The 14762-nt window shown below is 70.8% G+C and carries 14 protein-coding genes and 1 tRNA gene; 8 read left to right on the forward strand and 7 right to left on the reverse strand.

Annotated elements, in window-relative coordinates:
* Window positions 1-7: 7 nt before the first annotated feature.
* A complete protein-coding gene (locus ACO2Q3_RS22530; protein WP_423310737.1) occupies window positions 8-2584 on the reverse strand; it encodes a polynucleotide kinase-phosphatase in 2577 nt (858 codons plus the stop codon).
* Between the two features lie 4 nt (window positions 2585-2588).
* Window positions 2589-3986 carry a 3' terminal RNA ribose 2'-O-methyltransferase Hen1 gene (locus tag ACO2Q3_RS22535; RefSeq protein ID WP_423310739.1) on the reverse strand — a complete coding sequence of 466 codons (1398 nt, stop codon included), beginning with the start codon at window positions 3984-3986 and terminating at the stop codon, window positions 2589-2591.
* A gap of 486 nt (window positions 3987-4472) precedes the next feature.
* Here ACO2Q3_RS22535 and ACO2Q3_RS22540 point away from each other — a divergent pair, with 486 nt between their 5' ends.
* Window positions 4473-5870: a hypothetical protein gene (locus ACO2Q3_RS22540; protein WP_423310741.1), complete on the forward strand. Its 1398-nt coding sequence runs from the start codon at window positions 4473-4475 to the stop codon at window positions 5868-5870.
* A 172-nt stretch (window positions 5871-6042) separates the two neighbouring features.
* On the opposite strand, the gene ACO2Q3_RS22545 is transcribed toward ACO2Q3_RS22540, so the two are convergent.
* Both ACO2Q3_RS22545 and ACO2Q3_RS22550 read right to left on the reverse strand, forming a co-directional pair.
* Window positions 6043-7071, reverse strand: a complete 1029-nt coding sequence (locus tag ACO2Q3_RS22545) for an MBL fold metallo-hydrolase (protein WP_423310743.1) — start codon at window positions 7069-7071, stop codon at window positions 6043-6045.
* Window positions 7072-7269: 198 nt separating this feature from the next.
* Window positions 7270-7932, reverse strand: a complete 663-nt coding sequence (locus ACO2Q3_RS22550) for a peroxiredoxin (RefSeq protein WP_423310745.1) — start codon at window positions 7930-7932, stop codon at window positions 7270-7272.
* A gap of 182 nt (window positions 7933-8114) precedes the next feature.
* Here ACO2Q3_RS22550 and ACO2Q3_RS22555 point away from each other — a divergent pair, with 182 nt between their 5' ends.
* From ACO2Q3_RS22555 to ACO2Q3_RS22575, 5 genes are all read left to right on the forward strand, one after another.
* Window positions 8115-9629 carry a PLP-dependent aminotransferase family protein gene (locus tag ACO2Q3_RS22555; RefSeq protein ID WP_423310747.1) on the forward strand — a complete coding sequence of 505 codons (1515 nt, stop codon included), beginning with the start codon at window positions 8115-8117 and terminating at the stop codon, window positions 9627-9629.
* 63 nt (window positions 9630-9692) lie between these two features.
* Window positions 9693-10070 (forward strand): hypothetical protein, encoded by a 378-nt coding sequence (locus ACO2Q3_RS22560; protein WP_423310749.1) that lies wholly within the window; start codon window positions 9693-9695, stop codon window positions 10068-10070.
* A 96-nt stretch (window positions 10071-10166) separates the two neighbouring features.
* Window positions 10167-10256, forward strand: a tRNA-Ser gene (locus ACO2Q3_RS22565).
* 108 nt (window positions 10257-10364) lie between these two features.
* A complete protein-coding gene (locus ACO2Q3_RS22570; RefSeq protein WP_423310751.1) occupies window positions 10365-11057 on the forward strand; it encodes a hypothetical protein in 693 nt (230 codons plus the stop codon).
* A gap of 478 nt (window positions 11058-11535) precedes the next feature.
* A complete protein-coding gene (locus tag ACO2Q3_RS22575) occupies window positions 11536-11739 on the forward strand; it encodes a hypothetical protein (RefSeq protein WP_423310753.1) in 204 nt (67 codons plus the stop codon).
* A gap of 443 nt (window positions 11740-12182) precedes the next feature.
* On the opposite strand, the gene ACO2Q3_RS22580 is transcribed toward ACO2Q3_RS22575, so the two are convergent.
* Window positions 12183-12749, reverse strand: coding sequence for a hypothetical protein (locus ACO2Q3_RS22580; protein WP_423310755.1), 567 nt, complete (start codon window positions 12747-12749; stop codon window positions 12183-12185).
* Window positions 12750-12854: 105 nt separating this feature from the next.
* Complete coding sequence (locus ACO2Q3_RS22585) at window positions 12855-13148, reverse strand: hypothetical protein (protein ID WP_423310757.1); 294 nt, start codon at window positions 13146-13148, stop codon at window positions 12855-12857.
* 95 nt (window positions 13149-13243) lie between these two features.
* On the opposite strand from ACO2Q3_RS22585, the gene ACO2Q3_RS22590 reads away from it, so the two are divergent.
* Window positions 13244-13645: a hypothetical protein gene (locus tag ACO2Q3_RS22590; protein WP_423310759.1), complete on the forward strand. Its 402-nt coding sequence runs from the start codon at window positions 13244-13246 to the stop codon at window positions 13643-13645.
* Here ACO2Q3_RS22590 and ACO2Q3_RS22595 read toward each other — a convergent pair.
* Window positions 13587-14174, reverse strand: a complete 588-nt coding sequence (locus tag ACO2Q3_RS22595) for a hypothetical protein (protein ID WP_423310761.1) — start codon at window positions 14172-14174, stop codon at window positions 13587-13589. The two genes, ACO2Q3_RS22590 and ACO2Q3_RS22595, sit on opposite strands and share 59 nt — an antisense overlap.
* Before the next feature lie 200 nt (window positions 14175-14374).
* Here ACO2Q3_RS22595 and ACO2Q3_RS22600 point away from each other — a divergent pair, with 200 nt between their 5' ends.
* Complete coding sequence (locus ACO2Q3_RS22600) at window positions 14375-14740, forward strand: hypothetical protein (protein WP_423310763.1); 366 nt, start codon at window positions 14375-14377, stop codon at window positions 14738-14740.
* Window positions 14741-14762 lie beyond the last annotated feature (22 nt).

Consider the following 14762-nt stretch of genomic DNA (forward strand, 5'->3'; position numbering starts at 1 on the left):
CAGGCCCTCAGAGCCGAGGGTCGATCGGCTCGCTTTCCAGCGCCAGCACCGCGAACACGCACTCATGCACCCGCCGCAGCGGCTCGCGCGCCACGAAGCGGCGCAGGGCCTCGTGGCCCAGGGCGAACTCCCGCAGGGCCAGGGTGCGCTTGCCGCCGAGGCCGCGCACGCGCAGCCGCTCCAGGTTGGCCGGGGCGTCGTATTCCGGGCCGTAGATGAGCCGCAGGTAGTCGCGCCCGCGCACCTTCAGCGCCGGCTGGATCACCCCCTTGGGGCCGCGCGCCACGAAGCTCAGCGGCTTGACCACCATGCCCTCCCCGCCGCTGGCGGTGAGTTGCTCCCACCAGTCGCAGACTTCAGCGCACGCCACGTCGTCAGCCAGGTCCACGCGCCGCCAGCGCGTGCGCGTGACGACGCCGTCGCCACTCGCCTCGGCGGCCTCGGCCAGCCGATCGGCGACGCCCATGTGCCAGGCGTGATCCCGTTCGAAGTGCGCCGCGCCCTCGCTGGCCAGCACGTGGAACGGGGCCACCTTCAGGTCGCCGGGTCCCGTAACCGGCCAGACATAGGGCGCCCAGGCGTCGGCGTAGCGCGCGGCGCGGGCGGCGCGGTCGTCGGTGGCGACCCGCAGATCGGCGACCGGGACGCCGCGTCCCGCCGCGCGGGCCAGGGCCTCGCGCGCGGCGGCGAGGCCAGCGGCGGAGGCGGCCGCCACCGGCCGGTACTGGCCGTCGATCAGGCTGGAGGCCTTGGCCGACCAAGGCATGATCTCGGCGTCCAGCAGCAGCCAGTCGGCCTTCAGCTCGTCCCACAGCCCGGCGCCGTCCGCCGCCGCGCGCAGCCGCGCCAGCAGCGCCTCGGTGGTCGCCGGATCGTTGAAGAAGCTGCGGCCCGTGCGGGTCCAGATGGCGCCGGTCTCGTCGCGCTGGGCGTCGAAGCGCGACCGGGCGGCGGCGGCGTCGCGGCACAGGCCGATCACCGCGCGCGAGCCCATGTGCTTTTCTTCGCACACCACCTCGCCGATCTTCTGGCTGCGGAAATAGCCCAGCGCCTCCTCCGGCCGCTCCAGCCAGCCCTCCTGGCGGCTGGTCTCGGAGGGCGACATGGTCGGCGGCAGATAGGCGAGCCACTGGGGCGCCAGGGCGAAGCGGCTCATGGCCTCGAGCGCGGCCGCGGCGTTCTCCTCGGCCACCACCACGCGCCCGCGCAGGGTGGTCTCGGCCCAGCGCCGGCCGCTGACGTCGGCCATATCCAGCAGACTGTCGGCCAGGGCCTGGCCGCCCGGCCCCCCGCCGGCCGGGACCAGCGGCCGCTGCGGTTCGCACCACACCGCCTGCGCCGGGACCTGCACCAGGGTCCGTTCGGGCCACCGCAGCGCGGTCAGCTTGCCGCCGAACACACAGCCGGTGTCGATGCACAGGGTGTTGTTCACCCACTCGGCCTCGGGGACCGGGGTGTGGCCATAGACCACCGTGGTGTCGCCCCGGTAGGCGGCGGCCCAGTCGGCGCGCACCGGCAGGCCGTAGGCGTCGATCTCGCCGGTGGTCTCGCCGTACAGGGCGAACTCGCGCACGGCGCCCGAGCCACGGCCGATCATCTCCGCCTTCAGCCCCGCGTGGGCCACGGCCAGCCGCCCGCCATCCAGCCAGTAGTGGCTGCGCAGGTCGTCCAGGAACGCCGGCAGGTCGCGGCGGAAGGCGGGGTTCTGCGCCTCCACCTGGGCGATGGTTTCGGCCAGGCCGTGCGCCACCGTCACCTTGCGCCCCTCCAGCCAGCGGCGGAACTTGCGCTCGTGGTTGCCCTGCACGCAGTAGGCGTCGCCCGCCGCCACCATGCTCATGACGATGCGCAGCACGTCGGGCGCGTTCGGCCCGCGGTCGACAAGGTCGCCCAGGAACACCGCCTTGCGCCCGGACGGCGGCGTCACGCGCACCGTCCGACCCGCGCCCTCGCCGCTCCAGGCGACGTGGTAGCCCAGCTCGGCCAGCAGCGTCTGCAGCTCGTCCGCGCAGCCGTGGATGTCGCCGACGATGTCGAACGGGCCGGCGTCGCTGCGCTTGTCGGTCCACAGCGGCTGGCGGGCGATGGTCGCGGCGGCGATGGCGTCCTCGCCGGTCAGGCGGATGACCTGCCGGAACCCCTCGCGGTTGAGCCCGCCCAGGCCCCGGCGGATCTCGCCGGCCATGCGGCGCACCACGTCGAAGCCGAACGGCCGGTCGGGCCGGCCTCGGTTGCGCTCCACGCAGACGTCGATGCCCGGATCCAGCACGATGGCCACCGGCAGGGCGTGCCAGCGCCGGGCCAGCGCCACCCAGCCCTTGCGGTCTGCGGGGCGAACGTTGGTGGCGTCGATCACCGTCAGTCGTCGGTGCTTCAGCCGCTTGTCGGCGATCGCCGCCGCCAGTTCGAAGGCGTCGGCGCTGACCGACTGGTCGGTGTCGTCGTCGATCACCAGGCCGCGGCAATGATCCGAAGAGATCACCTCGGTCGGGGCGAAGTGGCGCGCCGCGAAGGTGGACTTGCCGGACCCGGAGGCGCCGACCAGCACCACCAGGGCGAAGTCGGGAAGGCTGATGCTGCTCATGGCTTCAAGCCTCCGCCTGGCCGAGGGTGAACACCGCCATCTGGGTGGGCGCGCCCAGGGTCGGGTCTTGCGGTCCGATGCCGCTCAGGGCGAGCTGGTAGCCCCAGGCGCCGGCCACGCGGCCGGCCCAGGCGGCGAACTCGTCCCGCGTCCACTCGAAGCGGTGGTCGGGGTGGCGCAGGGCGCCGGGGGCCATGCCCTCGAACAGCGCGTTGTATTCCGCGTTCGGCGTGGTCACGACCACCGTGCGCGGGCGCGCGTCGGCGAACACCACCGCCTCCAGGGCGGGGATGCGGTCGGGATCGAGGTGCTCGATCACCTCCACCAGGGCGGCGGCGTCGGCCTCGGCCCAGCGGCTGTCACGATAGTTGAGGGCGCCGTGCAGCAGGGTGACGCGGCCCTCCGGCGGCCCGCCGGCGAGGTTCAGCTTCAGCCGACGCGAGGCCCGCTCCAGATCGCGCGAGGCGGCGTCGACGCCGATCAGCCGCTCGATCCAGCGCTCGCGCACCAGCCGCTGCAGCAGCTTGCCCTCGCCGCAACCCAGGTCGGCGACCACCTTGGCGCCGGCCGCGCGCAGGGCCTCGGCAACCGCGCCCAGGCGCTCGTCGTTGAGCCGCAGCGGCTTCTCCAGCGCATCCTCCGGCGCGGCGCGGGGCGCGGCCGCCACGGCGTCCTCGTCGTCGGCCGCCTCGAGCGCCAGCCGCCGGAGCGCCGCGCGCTCCAGGCTGCGCCGGTGGATCAGGTAGCGTCCGACGATCAGGTCGCGGGCCGGATGCCCCTCCAGCCAGCCCTCGCCGCGCTTGAGCAGCTTGGTCACCTCGTCCTCGCCCACCCAGTAGTGCTTGTCGTCGTCGAGCACCGGGATCAGCACATAGAGGTGGTTCAGCAGGGCCGACAGCCGCTGCGTCCCTGTCAGGGCGAGAGCCAGGTAGGGCGAGGAACCGCCGTCCGGCGCGGCCACCGGTTCGACCCCCACCGTCCAGCCCAGCGGCTCGAACAGCGCCCGCACCAGGGCCTCGCCGCCCCGCGCCGGCAGCGGTGTCACCCGCGCCTCCAGCGGCAGGGCTTCGCCGGCCAGCTCGGGCCGCTCGCGCGAGACCCCGTTCATGGCGCTGCGCAACGCCCGGCCCATGGCCACGGCCAGGAACGACGAGGCCGCGTACGGCCGGTCGTTGACATACTGGTCCAGCAGCCCGTCGCTGAACCCGTGGCCGCGCACCAGGCCGACGGGGTCAACCTCCATCAGCAGCGTCGCCTCGCAGCGCGCCGCATCCGCCTGCGGATAGAAGACCAGCGCGCGGCCGAACGGCAGCTCGGTCTCGTGCAGCCGGTCGGGATGCTTGTGCAGCAGGAATCCCAGGTCGGTGGCCGGAGGGCGGGTGGTGGCGATGGACAGCAGCATGGGACGCATTTCTACGGGCGATGGTTGGAGGTCATGGCCGCCTGGAAACGAAAAACCCCTCCAGGCCAGGCCGGGAGGGGTCTTTGTCGTCGAGTCGGATCGAAGTCCGTCAGGCCGAATACCCTCCCACGCGCGCACGTTCCAGCACGACCAGCTGGCCGTGGCGGTTCGAGCCGCAGAAGAGATTTGGGCGTTTGGCGATCATGGGTCTTTCCGAAGCGCGGGCGATAGCATGAGCGCCGCGGCGCGGCCAAGCACAATCCTGACTAGAACCGCGAACACTCCTTCCACTGTCATCCCGGAAAACCGCGCCTGCGGTTTATCCGGGACCGCCGGAAGCGCTGAGGGTCGCAAGCGGTAGTGGACGCAGGTGTCTGCCGCGGTCCCGGATATTCGCTGCGCGAATTCCGGGATGACAGAGGGGGAGGCAACGCGCGGGCCCCTCCCCGGTTGAAGCCCACCCCTTTCCGTGCGAGCCCTGGCCCGATGGGGACTGCCAAGACCGTGAATCCGGCCGAGCCGAAGACGCCGATCGCCCTGCCCGGCCTGGTGGCGGCCGGGATGCTGCTGGTCGGCGGCGCGGCGGCGGTCGCCTTCAGCTGGCCGGGGCACTGGTCCTACGACTCGGTGGTCGAGCTCGATCAGGGCCGCAGCGGGATCTACAACGCCTGGCACCCGCCGGTGACGGCCTGGCTGCTGGGCCTGGCCGACCGGCTGCAGCGGGGGGGCGCCCTGTTCACGGTGCTGGAAGGCGCCCTGGTGTTCGCCAGCCTGGCCAGCCTGGCGCTGATGGCCCGGCGCGGCGGCTGGGCGGTGGTGGCCGCCGCGGCCCTGGCCCTGGCGACGCCGCAGCTGGCGATCTATCCGGCCATCGTCTGGAAGGACGTGCTGTTCGCCGGCGCCGCCCTGGCCGCCTTCGCCTGCCTGGCCTGGTACGGCCGGGGCTGGCCCAGCCCGCGGCTGAGGTGGGCGCTGCTGGTCAAGGCCGGGGCGCTGCTGGCCCTGGCGGCCCTGGCGCGGCAGAACGGGCTGATCCTGATCCCGGTGGCCGCGGTGACGGCGGGCTGGATCGCCGCCCGCCAGGCGACGGCGCGCCCGTGGGCCCGCGGGGTCGCCGCCGGCGCGGTGCTGCTGGCCGTCGCCATCGGCGTCGCCGTCGCCGGCTCGGCGGCGCTGAAGACCCGGAGCGACGGCCAGAACGAGCGCCAGCGGCAGTGGACCGAGCTGCGCCTCTACGAGATGGTCGCCGCCCGCCAGCTGGATCCGGGCGCCGGCTTTCCGATCCTGGCCGCCCGGGCGCCGGCGATGAACGCCTTCCTGCTGGGCCAGGGTCCCAGGCTGTTCAACACCCAGCGCATCGACCCGCTGGTGCAGAACGACACCGTCGCCGCGCACGAGGACGCCGACCGTCCCGCCGTCCTGGCCCAGTGGCGGGCGATCTTCGCCGCCCGGCCGTGGCTCTACCTGCGGGTCCGGGCGGAGCTGTTCCGCCAGGTCTTCGCCGCCCCCGACATCGAGGCCTGCGTGCCCCTGTCCGTGGGGGTCAACGGCCCGCCGGAGGAGATGAAGCGGCTGGGCTTCGAGACCCGCTACAGCGACGCCGACGACGTGGTGTTCACCTACGCCCAGGCGTTCTTCCACAGCCCGGTGTTCTCGCACGCCGCCTGGGCGCTGCTGGCGGCCGCCCTGATGATCGCTCTGCTGCTGCGGCGGCGGCCCGAGGACCTGGCGGTGGCCGGCCTGCTGGCCGCGGCCCTGACCTTCACCGCCAGCTTCTTCGCCATCAGCATCGCCTGCGACTACCGCTACCTCTATTTCCTCGACCTCTCGGCCCTGGCCGGGGCGGTGTACGCGGCCGGGACGGCTCAGTTCGCCAGGCGGTGAGGGTGGAACCCCTCACCTTCCCACGCGCCTTGCTCGCGCAAGTCCCGCGGGCCCCTTCCTCTCCCTGTGGGAGAGGAAAGAGGTCGGCGATACTCTTCACCTCTCCCGCAGGGAGAGGGAGGGGCCCATGGCGCAGCCATGGGAGGGTGAGGGGTTTCGCCCTCTCCGGAATCTACCGCTCCAGGGCGTAGCCGGCCTCGCGCCAGGCGGTCATGCCGCCGTCGAGGGCGCTGGCGCGGCCGAAGCCCAGGTCACGCAGGGTGGCGGCCGCCAGGGTGGAGATCTTGCCGAACTCGCAGCAGGTGAGGATGCGCACCGTCGGGTCGGGCAGCTCGCTGTTGACCCGCAGCTCCAGCTGGCCGCGCGGCAGGTGGCGGGCGCCGGGGATGTGGCCGGCCTCGAAGGCGTCCTTCTCGCGGATGTCCAGCACCACGAGGTCGCGACTGTTGCCGCCCAGGCGCTCGTTCAGGTCGGCGATGGACATGAACGGCGCCTTGGCCGCGGCCTCGGCCAGCAGCTGGGCCACCGACTTGCCGCCGCTCATGTTGGTCCGCAGCGCCTCGGTCAGGTGGGTGGGCGCCGCCAGGTCGAGGTGCTCCATCATCTCCACGAAGGCGGCGCGCTCGGTCTTCTGCAGGCGCGGGTTGCCGGCGATCTCGGCGCCGATGGTCGAGTTCTGCCGGCCCTTGTAGTCGTGCGCCGGGTAGACCAGCGTCTGCGGCGGCAGCTTCAGCAGCTTGTCGAACAGGCTCTCGAACAGGGCGTGCGGGTCGCCGGTGGGCAGGTCGGTGCGGCCGGTGCCGCCGATCAGTAGGGTGTCGCCGGTGAACACCCGGTCGTCCATCACCAGGCACATGGAATCGCGAGTGTGGCCGGGGGTGTGCATCGCCCTCAGACGAAGACTGCCCGCGACCAGGGTGTCGCCGTCGTCCAGCCGCATGTCGACATAGGGCGCCGGGCTCAGCCGGAACGCCACCACCGTGGCCCCCACCGCCTTGCCCATCTCGTTGGTAGCCGAGAAGTGGTCGGCGTGGGTGTGGGTGTCGACGACGTACTTGATGCGCACCCCATGCTGGCTGGCCAGGCCGAGGTAGTGGTCGATCTGGCTGTCCTCCGGATCGATCAGCACCGCCGCCCGGCTGCCGTCGCAGCCGAGCAGATAGGATTGGCAGCCGCCGGTGGCGACCTGTTCGAAGATCATGCTCGGCCCTCCTGGTTGATCTCGTGAAACCTGCCCGTTTGTGCCGCCGGCGACCTGCTGGAGCCCCCTCCACCCCCTTCGGGGGTCCCCCTCCCCCAAGGGGGGAGGAGAAGCAGCGCTTTGGCCGACCATACCGTTCTCTTCCCCCTCTGGGGGAAGTCCCGGCGAAGCCGGGGAAGGGGGCCGCCGTGCGCCGCCTCAGCCCTCGGGCTGGGCGACGATGCGCAGGTACGGCTTCACGGTCTTGAAGCCTTGCGGATACTTGGCCCGGGCGGCCTCGTCGCTGACCGACGGCGGGATGATCACGTCCTCGCCCGGCTTCCAGTTCACCGGCGTCGCCACCGTGTGCTTCGCCGTCAGCTGGCAGGAGTCCAGCAGCCGCAGCACCTCGTCGAAGTTGCGGCCGGTGGTCATCGGATAGGTCAGCATCGCCTTGACCTTCTTGTCCGGGCCGATGACGAACACCGAGCGCACCGTGGCGTTGTCGGCGGCGGTGCGCCCCTCCGAGGTGGTCCCGGCGCCCTCCGGCAGCATGTCGTAGGCGGTGGCGACCTTCAGCTCCGGATCGCCGATCATCGGATAGGTCACCGCCGCGCCCTGGGTTTCCTCGATGTCCTTCGCCCAGCGCGCGTGGTTGTCCACCGGGTCCACCGACAGGCCGATGATCTTGGTGTTGCGGCGGTCGAACTCCGGCTTCAGCCGCGCCATGTACCCCAGCTCGGTGGTGCACACCGGGGTGAAGTCCTTGGGGTGCGAGAACAGGATCGCCCAGCCGTCGCCGATCCAGTCGTGGAAGGTGATCGGCCCTTGCGTGGTCTGGGCGGTGAAGTTCGGGGCTTCGGAATTGATCCGCAGGGACATGGGAAGGCTCCGTGACGATAGGTGGCCCGGGAGTCGGTGGGCCGGGGGGCGGTGGGCCGGCAGGCGGCGGGCGGGACCTCCGGGCGGCGCCTCGCCGGCGGCGATCCGGCTTCCCGCCCGGAACAAGCGTGGCTTAGGCCGTTGCGCGCGGCCTGAAAATATCCACTTCTGCGGCGATGGAGATGACCACTTCCGGCGGGGGGCGGCGGGCGGCCGGCGCGGGCGGTGACGCGGCGGCGGCCACCGCCCTGCTGGCCGTGGTGCTCGACCGCCAGGGCGCGGAGCCGCTGGGCCGCCAGCTGCACCGTCGGATCCGCGAGCTGATCCTGGCCGGCGCCCTGGCCCCGGGCGCGCGGCTGCCCTCCAGCCGGCGGCTGGCCCAGGACCTCGGCGTGTCGCGCGCGGTCACCCTGGACGCCTACGACCAGCTGACCAGCGACGGCTACGTCGAGGGCCGACGCGGCTCGGGCCAGTATGTGCGCCCGCTCGACCGGGTGCGCGCCGCGCGCCGTCCCGCGCCGCTGGCCGGACCGCCCGCCAGCCCCGGCGCCGGCCCCGGCGGCGGCGATGACCTGCTGGCCCTGCGCGGCCTGCCGTTCGATCCCGACGCTCCGGCGCTGGACCTGTTCCCGGCGGACGATTGGGCCAGGGCGATGGCCCGGGGCTGGCGGCGCGATGCGGCCGCCGCCCTGGCGTTCGACCAGTGGTCCGGACTGCCCTCGCTGCGGGCCGCGGTCGCCGGCCACCTGCGCGCGCTGCAGGGCCTGGACTACGCCCCCGACCAGGTGCTGATCACCGCCGGCGCCGCCGACGCCCTGTCGCTGATCGCCCGCGCCGGCGAACCGGGCGAGGCGTGGGTCGAGGACCCCGGCCACAACGGCGCCCGCCGGGCGCTGGCCCGGGCCGGCCTGGGCGTGGTCCCCGTCCCCGTGGACGCCGAGGGGCTGGACGTGGCGGCGGGGCGCAGGCTCTCCCCCCACGCCAGGCTCGCCCTGGTGACCCCCGCGCGGCAGTTCCCGATGGGCGCGCCGCTCAGCCTGCCGCGCCGGCTGGCGCTGATGGACTGGGCCCGCGAGACCGGCGCGGTGGTGGTCGCCGACGACTACGACAGCGAGCTGCGTTTCTCCGGCCGGCCGGTCCCGGCGCTCGCCAGCCTGGCCGGGGGCGAGGCGGTGCTGTCCATGGGCAGCTTCTCGCGCCTGACCTTCCCCGGCCTGAGGCTGGGTTATGTGGTCGGGCCGGCGGCGCTGATCGCCCGCCTGGTGGAGCTGCGGGCGCGGGACGGCGCCCTGGTGCCCACCGCCGCCCAGCCGGCCCTGGCCGAGTTCATCGCCGGCGGCGGCTTCGCCCGGCATCTGCGGGCGCTGCGCCGCCAGATGACCGCCCGCCGCCAGGCCCTGGTCGCCGCGCTGGAGCGCCGCCTGACCGGCTGGGCCCAGGTGCTGCCGCAGGAGGCCGGCCTGCACGTCACCGTGCGGCTGCAGGACGCCGTCGCCACCGATCCCGCCCTGGACGTGGCGATCTCGCACCGCGCGGCCGCCCGCGGCCTCAACCTCGACCCCCTCTCGACTCACGCGGCCGGCCCCGGCGGCCCGCAGGGCTTCCTGCTGGGCTACGCCGCCTGGGACGAGGCGCAGTTGGCCGCGGCGGTCGAGACCCTGGCCCGGGTGGTGGGCGAGGGGCGGCGCGCAGCCTGAGACCGCTTCACCCGGCGCCCCGTCCCGGGGCATCGTGCCGCCGGCAGCGGAGGGCTTGGCGACATGCGGATCACGGACCTTGCGTTCACCGGCGCCCTGGCGGCGCTCGCCCTCCTCGCGTCTGCCGGCGCCGGCGAGGCCGGGCCAGGCGCCGACGCGCCGCAGGTCTTCACCCTCAAGGGCGCCCGTCTGGTCGAGACGCACGACGTATTCCGCAACGGCGAGCTGGTGGGGAGCGACTTCACCGTCGGCGCCTACGCCGGCCACGCGGTGTTCGACCCCAAGGGCGGGGCCAGCTGGACGGCCGGCCCTTGCCGCTTCGTCCTCACTCCGGGGGAGGACCGCAACGGTGACGACCTCGGCTGGGTGCTGGCGGCGCACGACCTTGCCGGCGGCCCCTGCCCCGGCGTGGCCAGCGGACACTACCTGCCGCCCAAGTAGCCCGCGCCGGGCGAAGCGCCGCATACGGCAGGAGGGGCTTGCGCGCCCCCGCCGCCATCGCTAGTTATCCGCCCCTTCGCTCGCGCGCCCTAAGTCGGAGAGGTGGCTGAGCGGTTGAAAGCACCGCACTCGAAATGCGGCATACTCGCAAGGGTATCGCGGGTTCGAATCCCGCCCTCTCCGCCATTAGTCCCTGAAATATAACGGGAAAGTCTCCCGGCTCAGCGAGGCCCGCGCACAGCACGTGGCAAGCGGGGCACAAACGGGGCACAAAACGAAGCCGGAGTGAGCCAAATGACCTTCGGAACAGCCATTCGGACACTAGCCTTCAATCTGGCTTGCCTAGGCTTAGTGGGCTTGTTCGCAGTCGGCGCGGTGCGGCTCGGTTGGAAGACAGACCGCCTGCTCACGACCCTGGCCGCAGCGATGGTTTGTGGCTTTCTGGGAAATCTGGACCGGGTGAAATCGTTTAGGGCCGGGGCAGGCGGCTTGCAGGCAGAGACCCATGCCGTGGTCGCCGAGGCCAAAAGCACAATCATTGAGCTGCGAAGGTTGGGCACTACGCTGGGGACTACCTTGGTGACCCTGATCGCCGGCGAGGGCCGCTACGGCGGCTTAACCGCAGCCAAAAAAGACGAGCTGAAGGAGGAAGTTCTAGCCTCGCTCCGGGCCATCGACGTTCCAAAGCCCGACGTTGAGAGCATCGCAGCGCTAGATCGGCAATACGTGATCGTGGACTACTGCGAGGCGATTTCCGACCAATTCAGAATGCCGGGTGTTGAGGGCCCTAAAGCCTGGAACGCCTTCTGGTCCCGGTGGACGAATTTTGAACGGCCGCAGCCGTCTGAACTCCGCTCCTTCCTCGAGAGTCTGTCGCCTATCGAACCCTGGAGGGAGGCCCTCTTGGTCGATTACGAGCATTACATCCGAACGGGGAAGCACCGACGCCCTCACCTTTGGAAACAACGTGGTGAGTGGGCGAAATAGACCAAGGATGGCAGCTGGCCCTCCTAGATTCCGGCGGCCCATAGCCCGCGTCGTCATCACCATTGGACATGGGCGGTCACAGCCGGCTGCCTGCTCCAGCGGGGCGGCCCGCCTCCACCCGGTCAGGGTCGCCCCGCACCTCGCCTAAGTTCCGAGATCAGGAGCCACCCGCGTTGTTGAGGTGTCCGAGATGCGGGACTGCCGCGAGGCTGCGCGAACTATCGCCATCAGCGGGCGACGCTCAGGCCGAGGTCAGCGAGGTCGTTGTGGTTTGCGCCCACTGCGAGCGCGCATTGTGTTGCGCCTGATGGGCAATCCTCCTGCGACGACTGATCCCCGACGCGGGCCTGGCGGCACTTGATCGAGCAGGGGGCTTACGGCCCTGGACTTCGCCCGACCGCTGTGGCGCCGTGCATCCATGTCGGACCCTCCCGTGACAATCCCCGGCGGCTACCCCAGAGCCCGGATACCTAGCCTCATGCAGCGGCTGAAGGCCGCTACGCAGATTGTCAAGGCGGCCGGCGAAACCATCGCCGCCGTCGAGATCGCCCCTGATGGCGCGATCCGCGTGGTGACCGGCAGCGGCGCCGCCATAGGGGAGAAGGTGCCGGAGGTTAATGAGTGGGACGAGCTGTTGAAGCAGCACAGCAGGCCTACGCCACGACAGCTGAGGCGCGGCTGAGAAGCCCGCCGGCGCGCGCAACGGCCGAAGCGGCGGGCGCTAGTCGTCCTTTTGCGACGCTCCGGCGTCTTGATCGTTCACGTAGGCCTGGCAGCCCTCGATGAATGACTGGCTGTTGCCGGTACAGTCATCCTCGTCGTCGATCGAGTGCTCTTCCGCCCACTTGTAACCCGCCTCGTGGCCCGAACAGTCCTGCGTACAGTCGGCGTCTCCATGGCGGTCCTCGTAGGGCCTGTCGGAGTCCGGCGAGACCGGATAGGTCGGAGGGGAACTGTAGGGTGTCGTTGCCGGCTCAGCTGGCGAAGCTTCGGCGGTGGGCGAGTCTTCGGTCGCTCTCTTTGAACAACTGGCGATACCGCTGAAGGCAACACTTGTTGCGAACGCAAACGCTGCCACGAGTCGGAAGGCGCGACTAAGAGCCCCAATCGTCGGGTCCTCAGGTGTCAAGGGAGCGGCGCGGTTTGGCCGTTCACAGTCGGTGGGGCGCCCTGGCCGCCCGCAGCGGCCGGCGCCGCGGCTGGTGGAGGATCCGGAAGGTACCTCACGACCAGATAGCGGCTCTCGTGGTCTTTGATTTCTCGCGAGATGCCGAAGGCTGATCCGTTCCCGCTGTAGTAGCCACCACCATAGGTGCCGTTGACGTTGCCGAAGGTCGAGCCGGTCACGCCGGTCACTTCGTCCTGTTCGCCCTCAAGGATGATCGCGTCTCCGCCGGCTGCCTTGGCCGCCTTCGCCAAGTCGCTTTCCAGGCCCGACATTCGGATTGCCCCGTATAAGCCGGTCTTGTGGCGCCTGTCGCTCAGCGAGCCGAGCACTTGATATCGGCGCGGCGGGTCGCCTCGCATCCAGAAGTCGACGCCATCCACCGTCTTGCGCTCGCCGCCTTGCCCGTCATGGACCGCATTTCGGCCCTCGTAGACAAGAAACTCCGGTGATGCCGCACCGACGGTAGGCAGCGCGATAGCAGCCGCCCCGCCAATGGCCAGCACCCACTTCCGCCACTTGCTCATGAAGACCCCCCTCCCCGTGAGAACGTCACTTGACCACCACAAGGCGAACATGTCGAGGCGCAGCCTCATAGGCAGCAACGCATGATAGCGGGAGGTCCGCGCGCATTACCCAGCACGCTCGTCGATCTCCAGCGGCTGAAATCCATCCATTCCCGGCGCCATGGCCTGGAAGTCGACGACCCCGGCGCAGCCCAGCCGCCGACATCGCGCGCGGCGGTTCCAGAGCGACACCCCGGGGCCGCTGACCACGACCACCAGGCGCAGATTGACCAGCATGATCAGCCCGCAAGTCCGGCACTTCGAGATCACCTGCCAGCGGTTCCCCAGCATGTCCGCCACGGTGCGCCCGTGGTGGTAGCGCATGCGGATCGGCGCCCTGTCGATGTTCCTTTGGCCCATGCGCCCAGCGTGAACAAAGACGGAACATTCCGCTAGACTCCTCGGGCGCTCGGAGTCAGGTTTCGGCGCCCAACGACCGACCTGGAGCGCCTGAGATGGCCGCCAACGGGGATCTAGCCCCGATCACGAAGCTGCCGACCGCCGAGCAGCGCGCCGAGCTATGCCGCGCCCTGGTGACCAGCCGCATGCCGCCGACGCCACGGGAGCTGCGCGAGCTGGACGCGACGCTGACGGTCAACTGCCCGGCCTGCACGGCGCTGAAGCAGCCGCACGGCCTGATCGAGCTGCTCATCGCCCGCGGCAAGGCCGATGTGACCATCGACCAGATCGTGTTTCGTTGCGAGGACCATGGCCAGCGCGGCGAACCGATCGCAGGCGTCAGCATCGACGGCATGGGGCGCCAGCGCCTGTGGCCGCCGGGCGACATCAAGGCGCGACTCAGCGCTGGTCCCATTCCACGACGAGCGTCCCTTCGAACAGCTGAACGGCACGGTTGATGTACTTCCAGTTCGGGCGCCTGCAGCACCGGCGGAAGTAGTGCTTCGTCTTCGCCAGGAGATCGAGATCGAGCAGGGTCAAGCCGTGCTCACGGGCCTTTGCGCGCACCGAATCCAAAGCAGGTACGCCGAGCACCTTGAAGGGTCGTCCGAGGCGGCTGGGCGCGCGGATGTGCCAGGCCTTGCCGTGGATCTGACGGAGGCGAAGGTTGGGAAAGGCCGCCTTCAACTCCTTGTCCGAGGCCTTGCGCGCGTAGAGGCTACGGAGCTTGAGAACCTCTAGGTTGGTCCAGATGTGTCGCCGCCTCACGACCCCCATTTCGTGGGCGCGGACCCTGATAGCTTTGGGAGTGCGGTGCGGCAGGAGCTCGTAAATCCGCCGGTAGTTCGGATAGTGCTCCCTGATGATATCTCGCTCTCGCGGCGTCCAAGCGATTTCGCCAAAGAGGGTCTTGCCTGTCGCAGCGATGCAGGCGCGCGCCCTATCTCCCGCCGCAAGTCCCGCCCGCTGAGAACGCGAAAGCTGCATGGATGTCGTCCGAGCTGTCGTGAGGCGTCGGCCGCCTGGTTGACATGCTGAAGCCAGTCCTGCGGCGGGGACAGCCTGCGACACGTCTATGGCTGTGGGCGGTTAGCGCTCGGTTGTGGACTACGGTTCGCAATTTGCGACGTTCAGCGTGATGCTGAGTGCGATCGACTCCGTAAGCGAAAGCTGAAAGGCTTAGCTTGATGAGCTTGAGCCCGGGCGAAGACTACGAAGCGCGGCAATTGGCCGAATTTGAGCGCGACGGCCCGGAGCACGTGCGCCTCTCACTCATGAGCAGTTTGGTCTACGCGCCAGATAAGCAGCAGCTGGCCGTGAGGTGGCTGGCGGAAAAGGATCGTGCCGCGCAGGTGCGGCAAGCGAACGTCGCTAGGCGCGCGAATATCAGGGACAACGTGACGGCAGGCGCAGCGATCATCGCCGCAGTGGTCTCGATCGTGGGCGCGGTCATCGCCTACGACGCATGGGTCTCGCCAAAAGCAATAAAGGACGAAGCGAAGCCGGCTGCGGCTTGCGCTGCGCCAGCGAAGGCGTGCCAAGCAGCGCCTTGAGCCCGGTCGGTAGTGCGAGCCC

Origin of the sequence: Caulobacter sp. KR2-114 (genome assembly GCF_049446115.1) — a bacterium.
GTDB lineage: Bacteria > Pseudomonadota > Alphaproteobacteria > Caulobacterales > Caulobacteraceae > Acaudatibacter.

What these genes read in the sequence shown, in the direction of transcription:
- ACO2Q3_RS22530 (WP_423310737.1), bottom strand. Translation starts at nt 2,584, where the DNA reads ATGAGCAGCATCAGCCTTCCCGACTTCGCCCTGGTGGTGCTGGTCGGC.
- ACO2Q3_RS22535 (WP_423310739.1), bottom strand. Translation starts at nt 3,986, where the DNA reads ATGCTGCTGTCCATCGCCACCACCCGCCCTCCGGCCACCGACCTGGGA.
- ACO2Q3_RS22540 (WP_423310741.1), top strand. Translation starts at nt 4,473, where the DNA reads ATGGGGACTGCCAAGACCGTGAATCCGGCCGAGCCGAAGACGCCGATC.
- ACO2Q3_RS22545 (WP_423310743.1), bottom strand. Translation starts at nt 7,071, where the DNA reads ATGATCTTCGAACAGGTCGCCACCGGCGGCTGCCAATCCTATCTGCTC.
- ACO2Q3_RS22550 (WP_423310745.1), bottom strand. Translation starts at nt 7,932, where the DNA reads ATGTCCCTGCGGATCAATTCCGAAGCCCCGAACTTCACCGCCCAGACC.
- ACO2Q3_RS22555 (WP_423310747.1), top strand. Translation starts at nt 8,115, where the DNA reads ATGACCACTTCCGGCGGGGGGCGGCGGGCGGCCGGCGCGGGCGGTGAC.
- ACO2Q3_RS22560 (WP_423310749.1), top strand. Translation starts at nt 9,693, where the DNA reads ATGCGGATCACGGACCTTGCGTTCACCGGCGCCCTGGCGGCGCTCGCC.
- ACO2Q3_RS22570 (WP_423310751.1), top strand. Translation starts at nt 10,365, where the DNA reads ATGACCTTCGGAACAGCCATTCGGACACTAGCCTTCAATCTGGCTTGC.
- ACO2Q3_RS22575 (WP_423310753.1), top strand. Translation starts at nt 11,536, where the DNA reads ATGCAGCGGCTGAAGGCCGCTACGCAGATTGTCAAGGCGGCCGGCGAA.
- ACO2Q3_RS22580 (WP_423310755.1), bottom strand. Translation starts at nt 12,749, where the DNA reads ATGAGCAAGTGGCGGAAGTGGGTGCTGGCCATTGGCGGGGCGGCTGCT.
- ACO2Q3_RS22585 (WP_423310757.1), bottom strand. Translation starts at nt 13,148, where the DNA reads ATGGGCCAAAGGAACATCGACAGGGCGCCGATCCGCATGCGCTACCAC.
- ACO2Q3_RS22590 (WP_423310759.1), top strand. Translation starts at nt 13,244, where the DNA reads ATGGCCGCCAACGGGGATCTAGCCCCGATCACGAAGCTGCCGACCGCC.
- ACO2Q3_RS22595 (WP_423310761.1), bottom strand. Translation starts at nt 14,174, where the DNA reads ATGCAGCTTTCGCGTTCTCAGCGGGCGGGACTTGCGGCGGGAGATAGG.
- ACO2Q3_RS22600 (WP_423310763.1), top strand. Translation starts at nt 14,375, where the DNA reads ATGAGCTTGAGCCCGGGCGAAGACTACGAAGCGCGGCAATTGGCCGAA.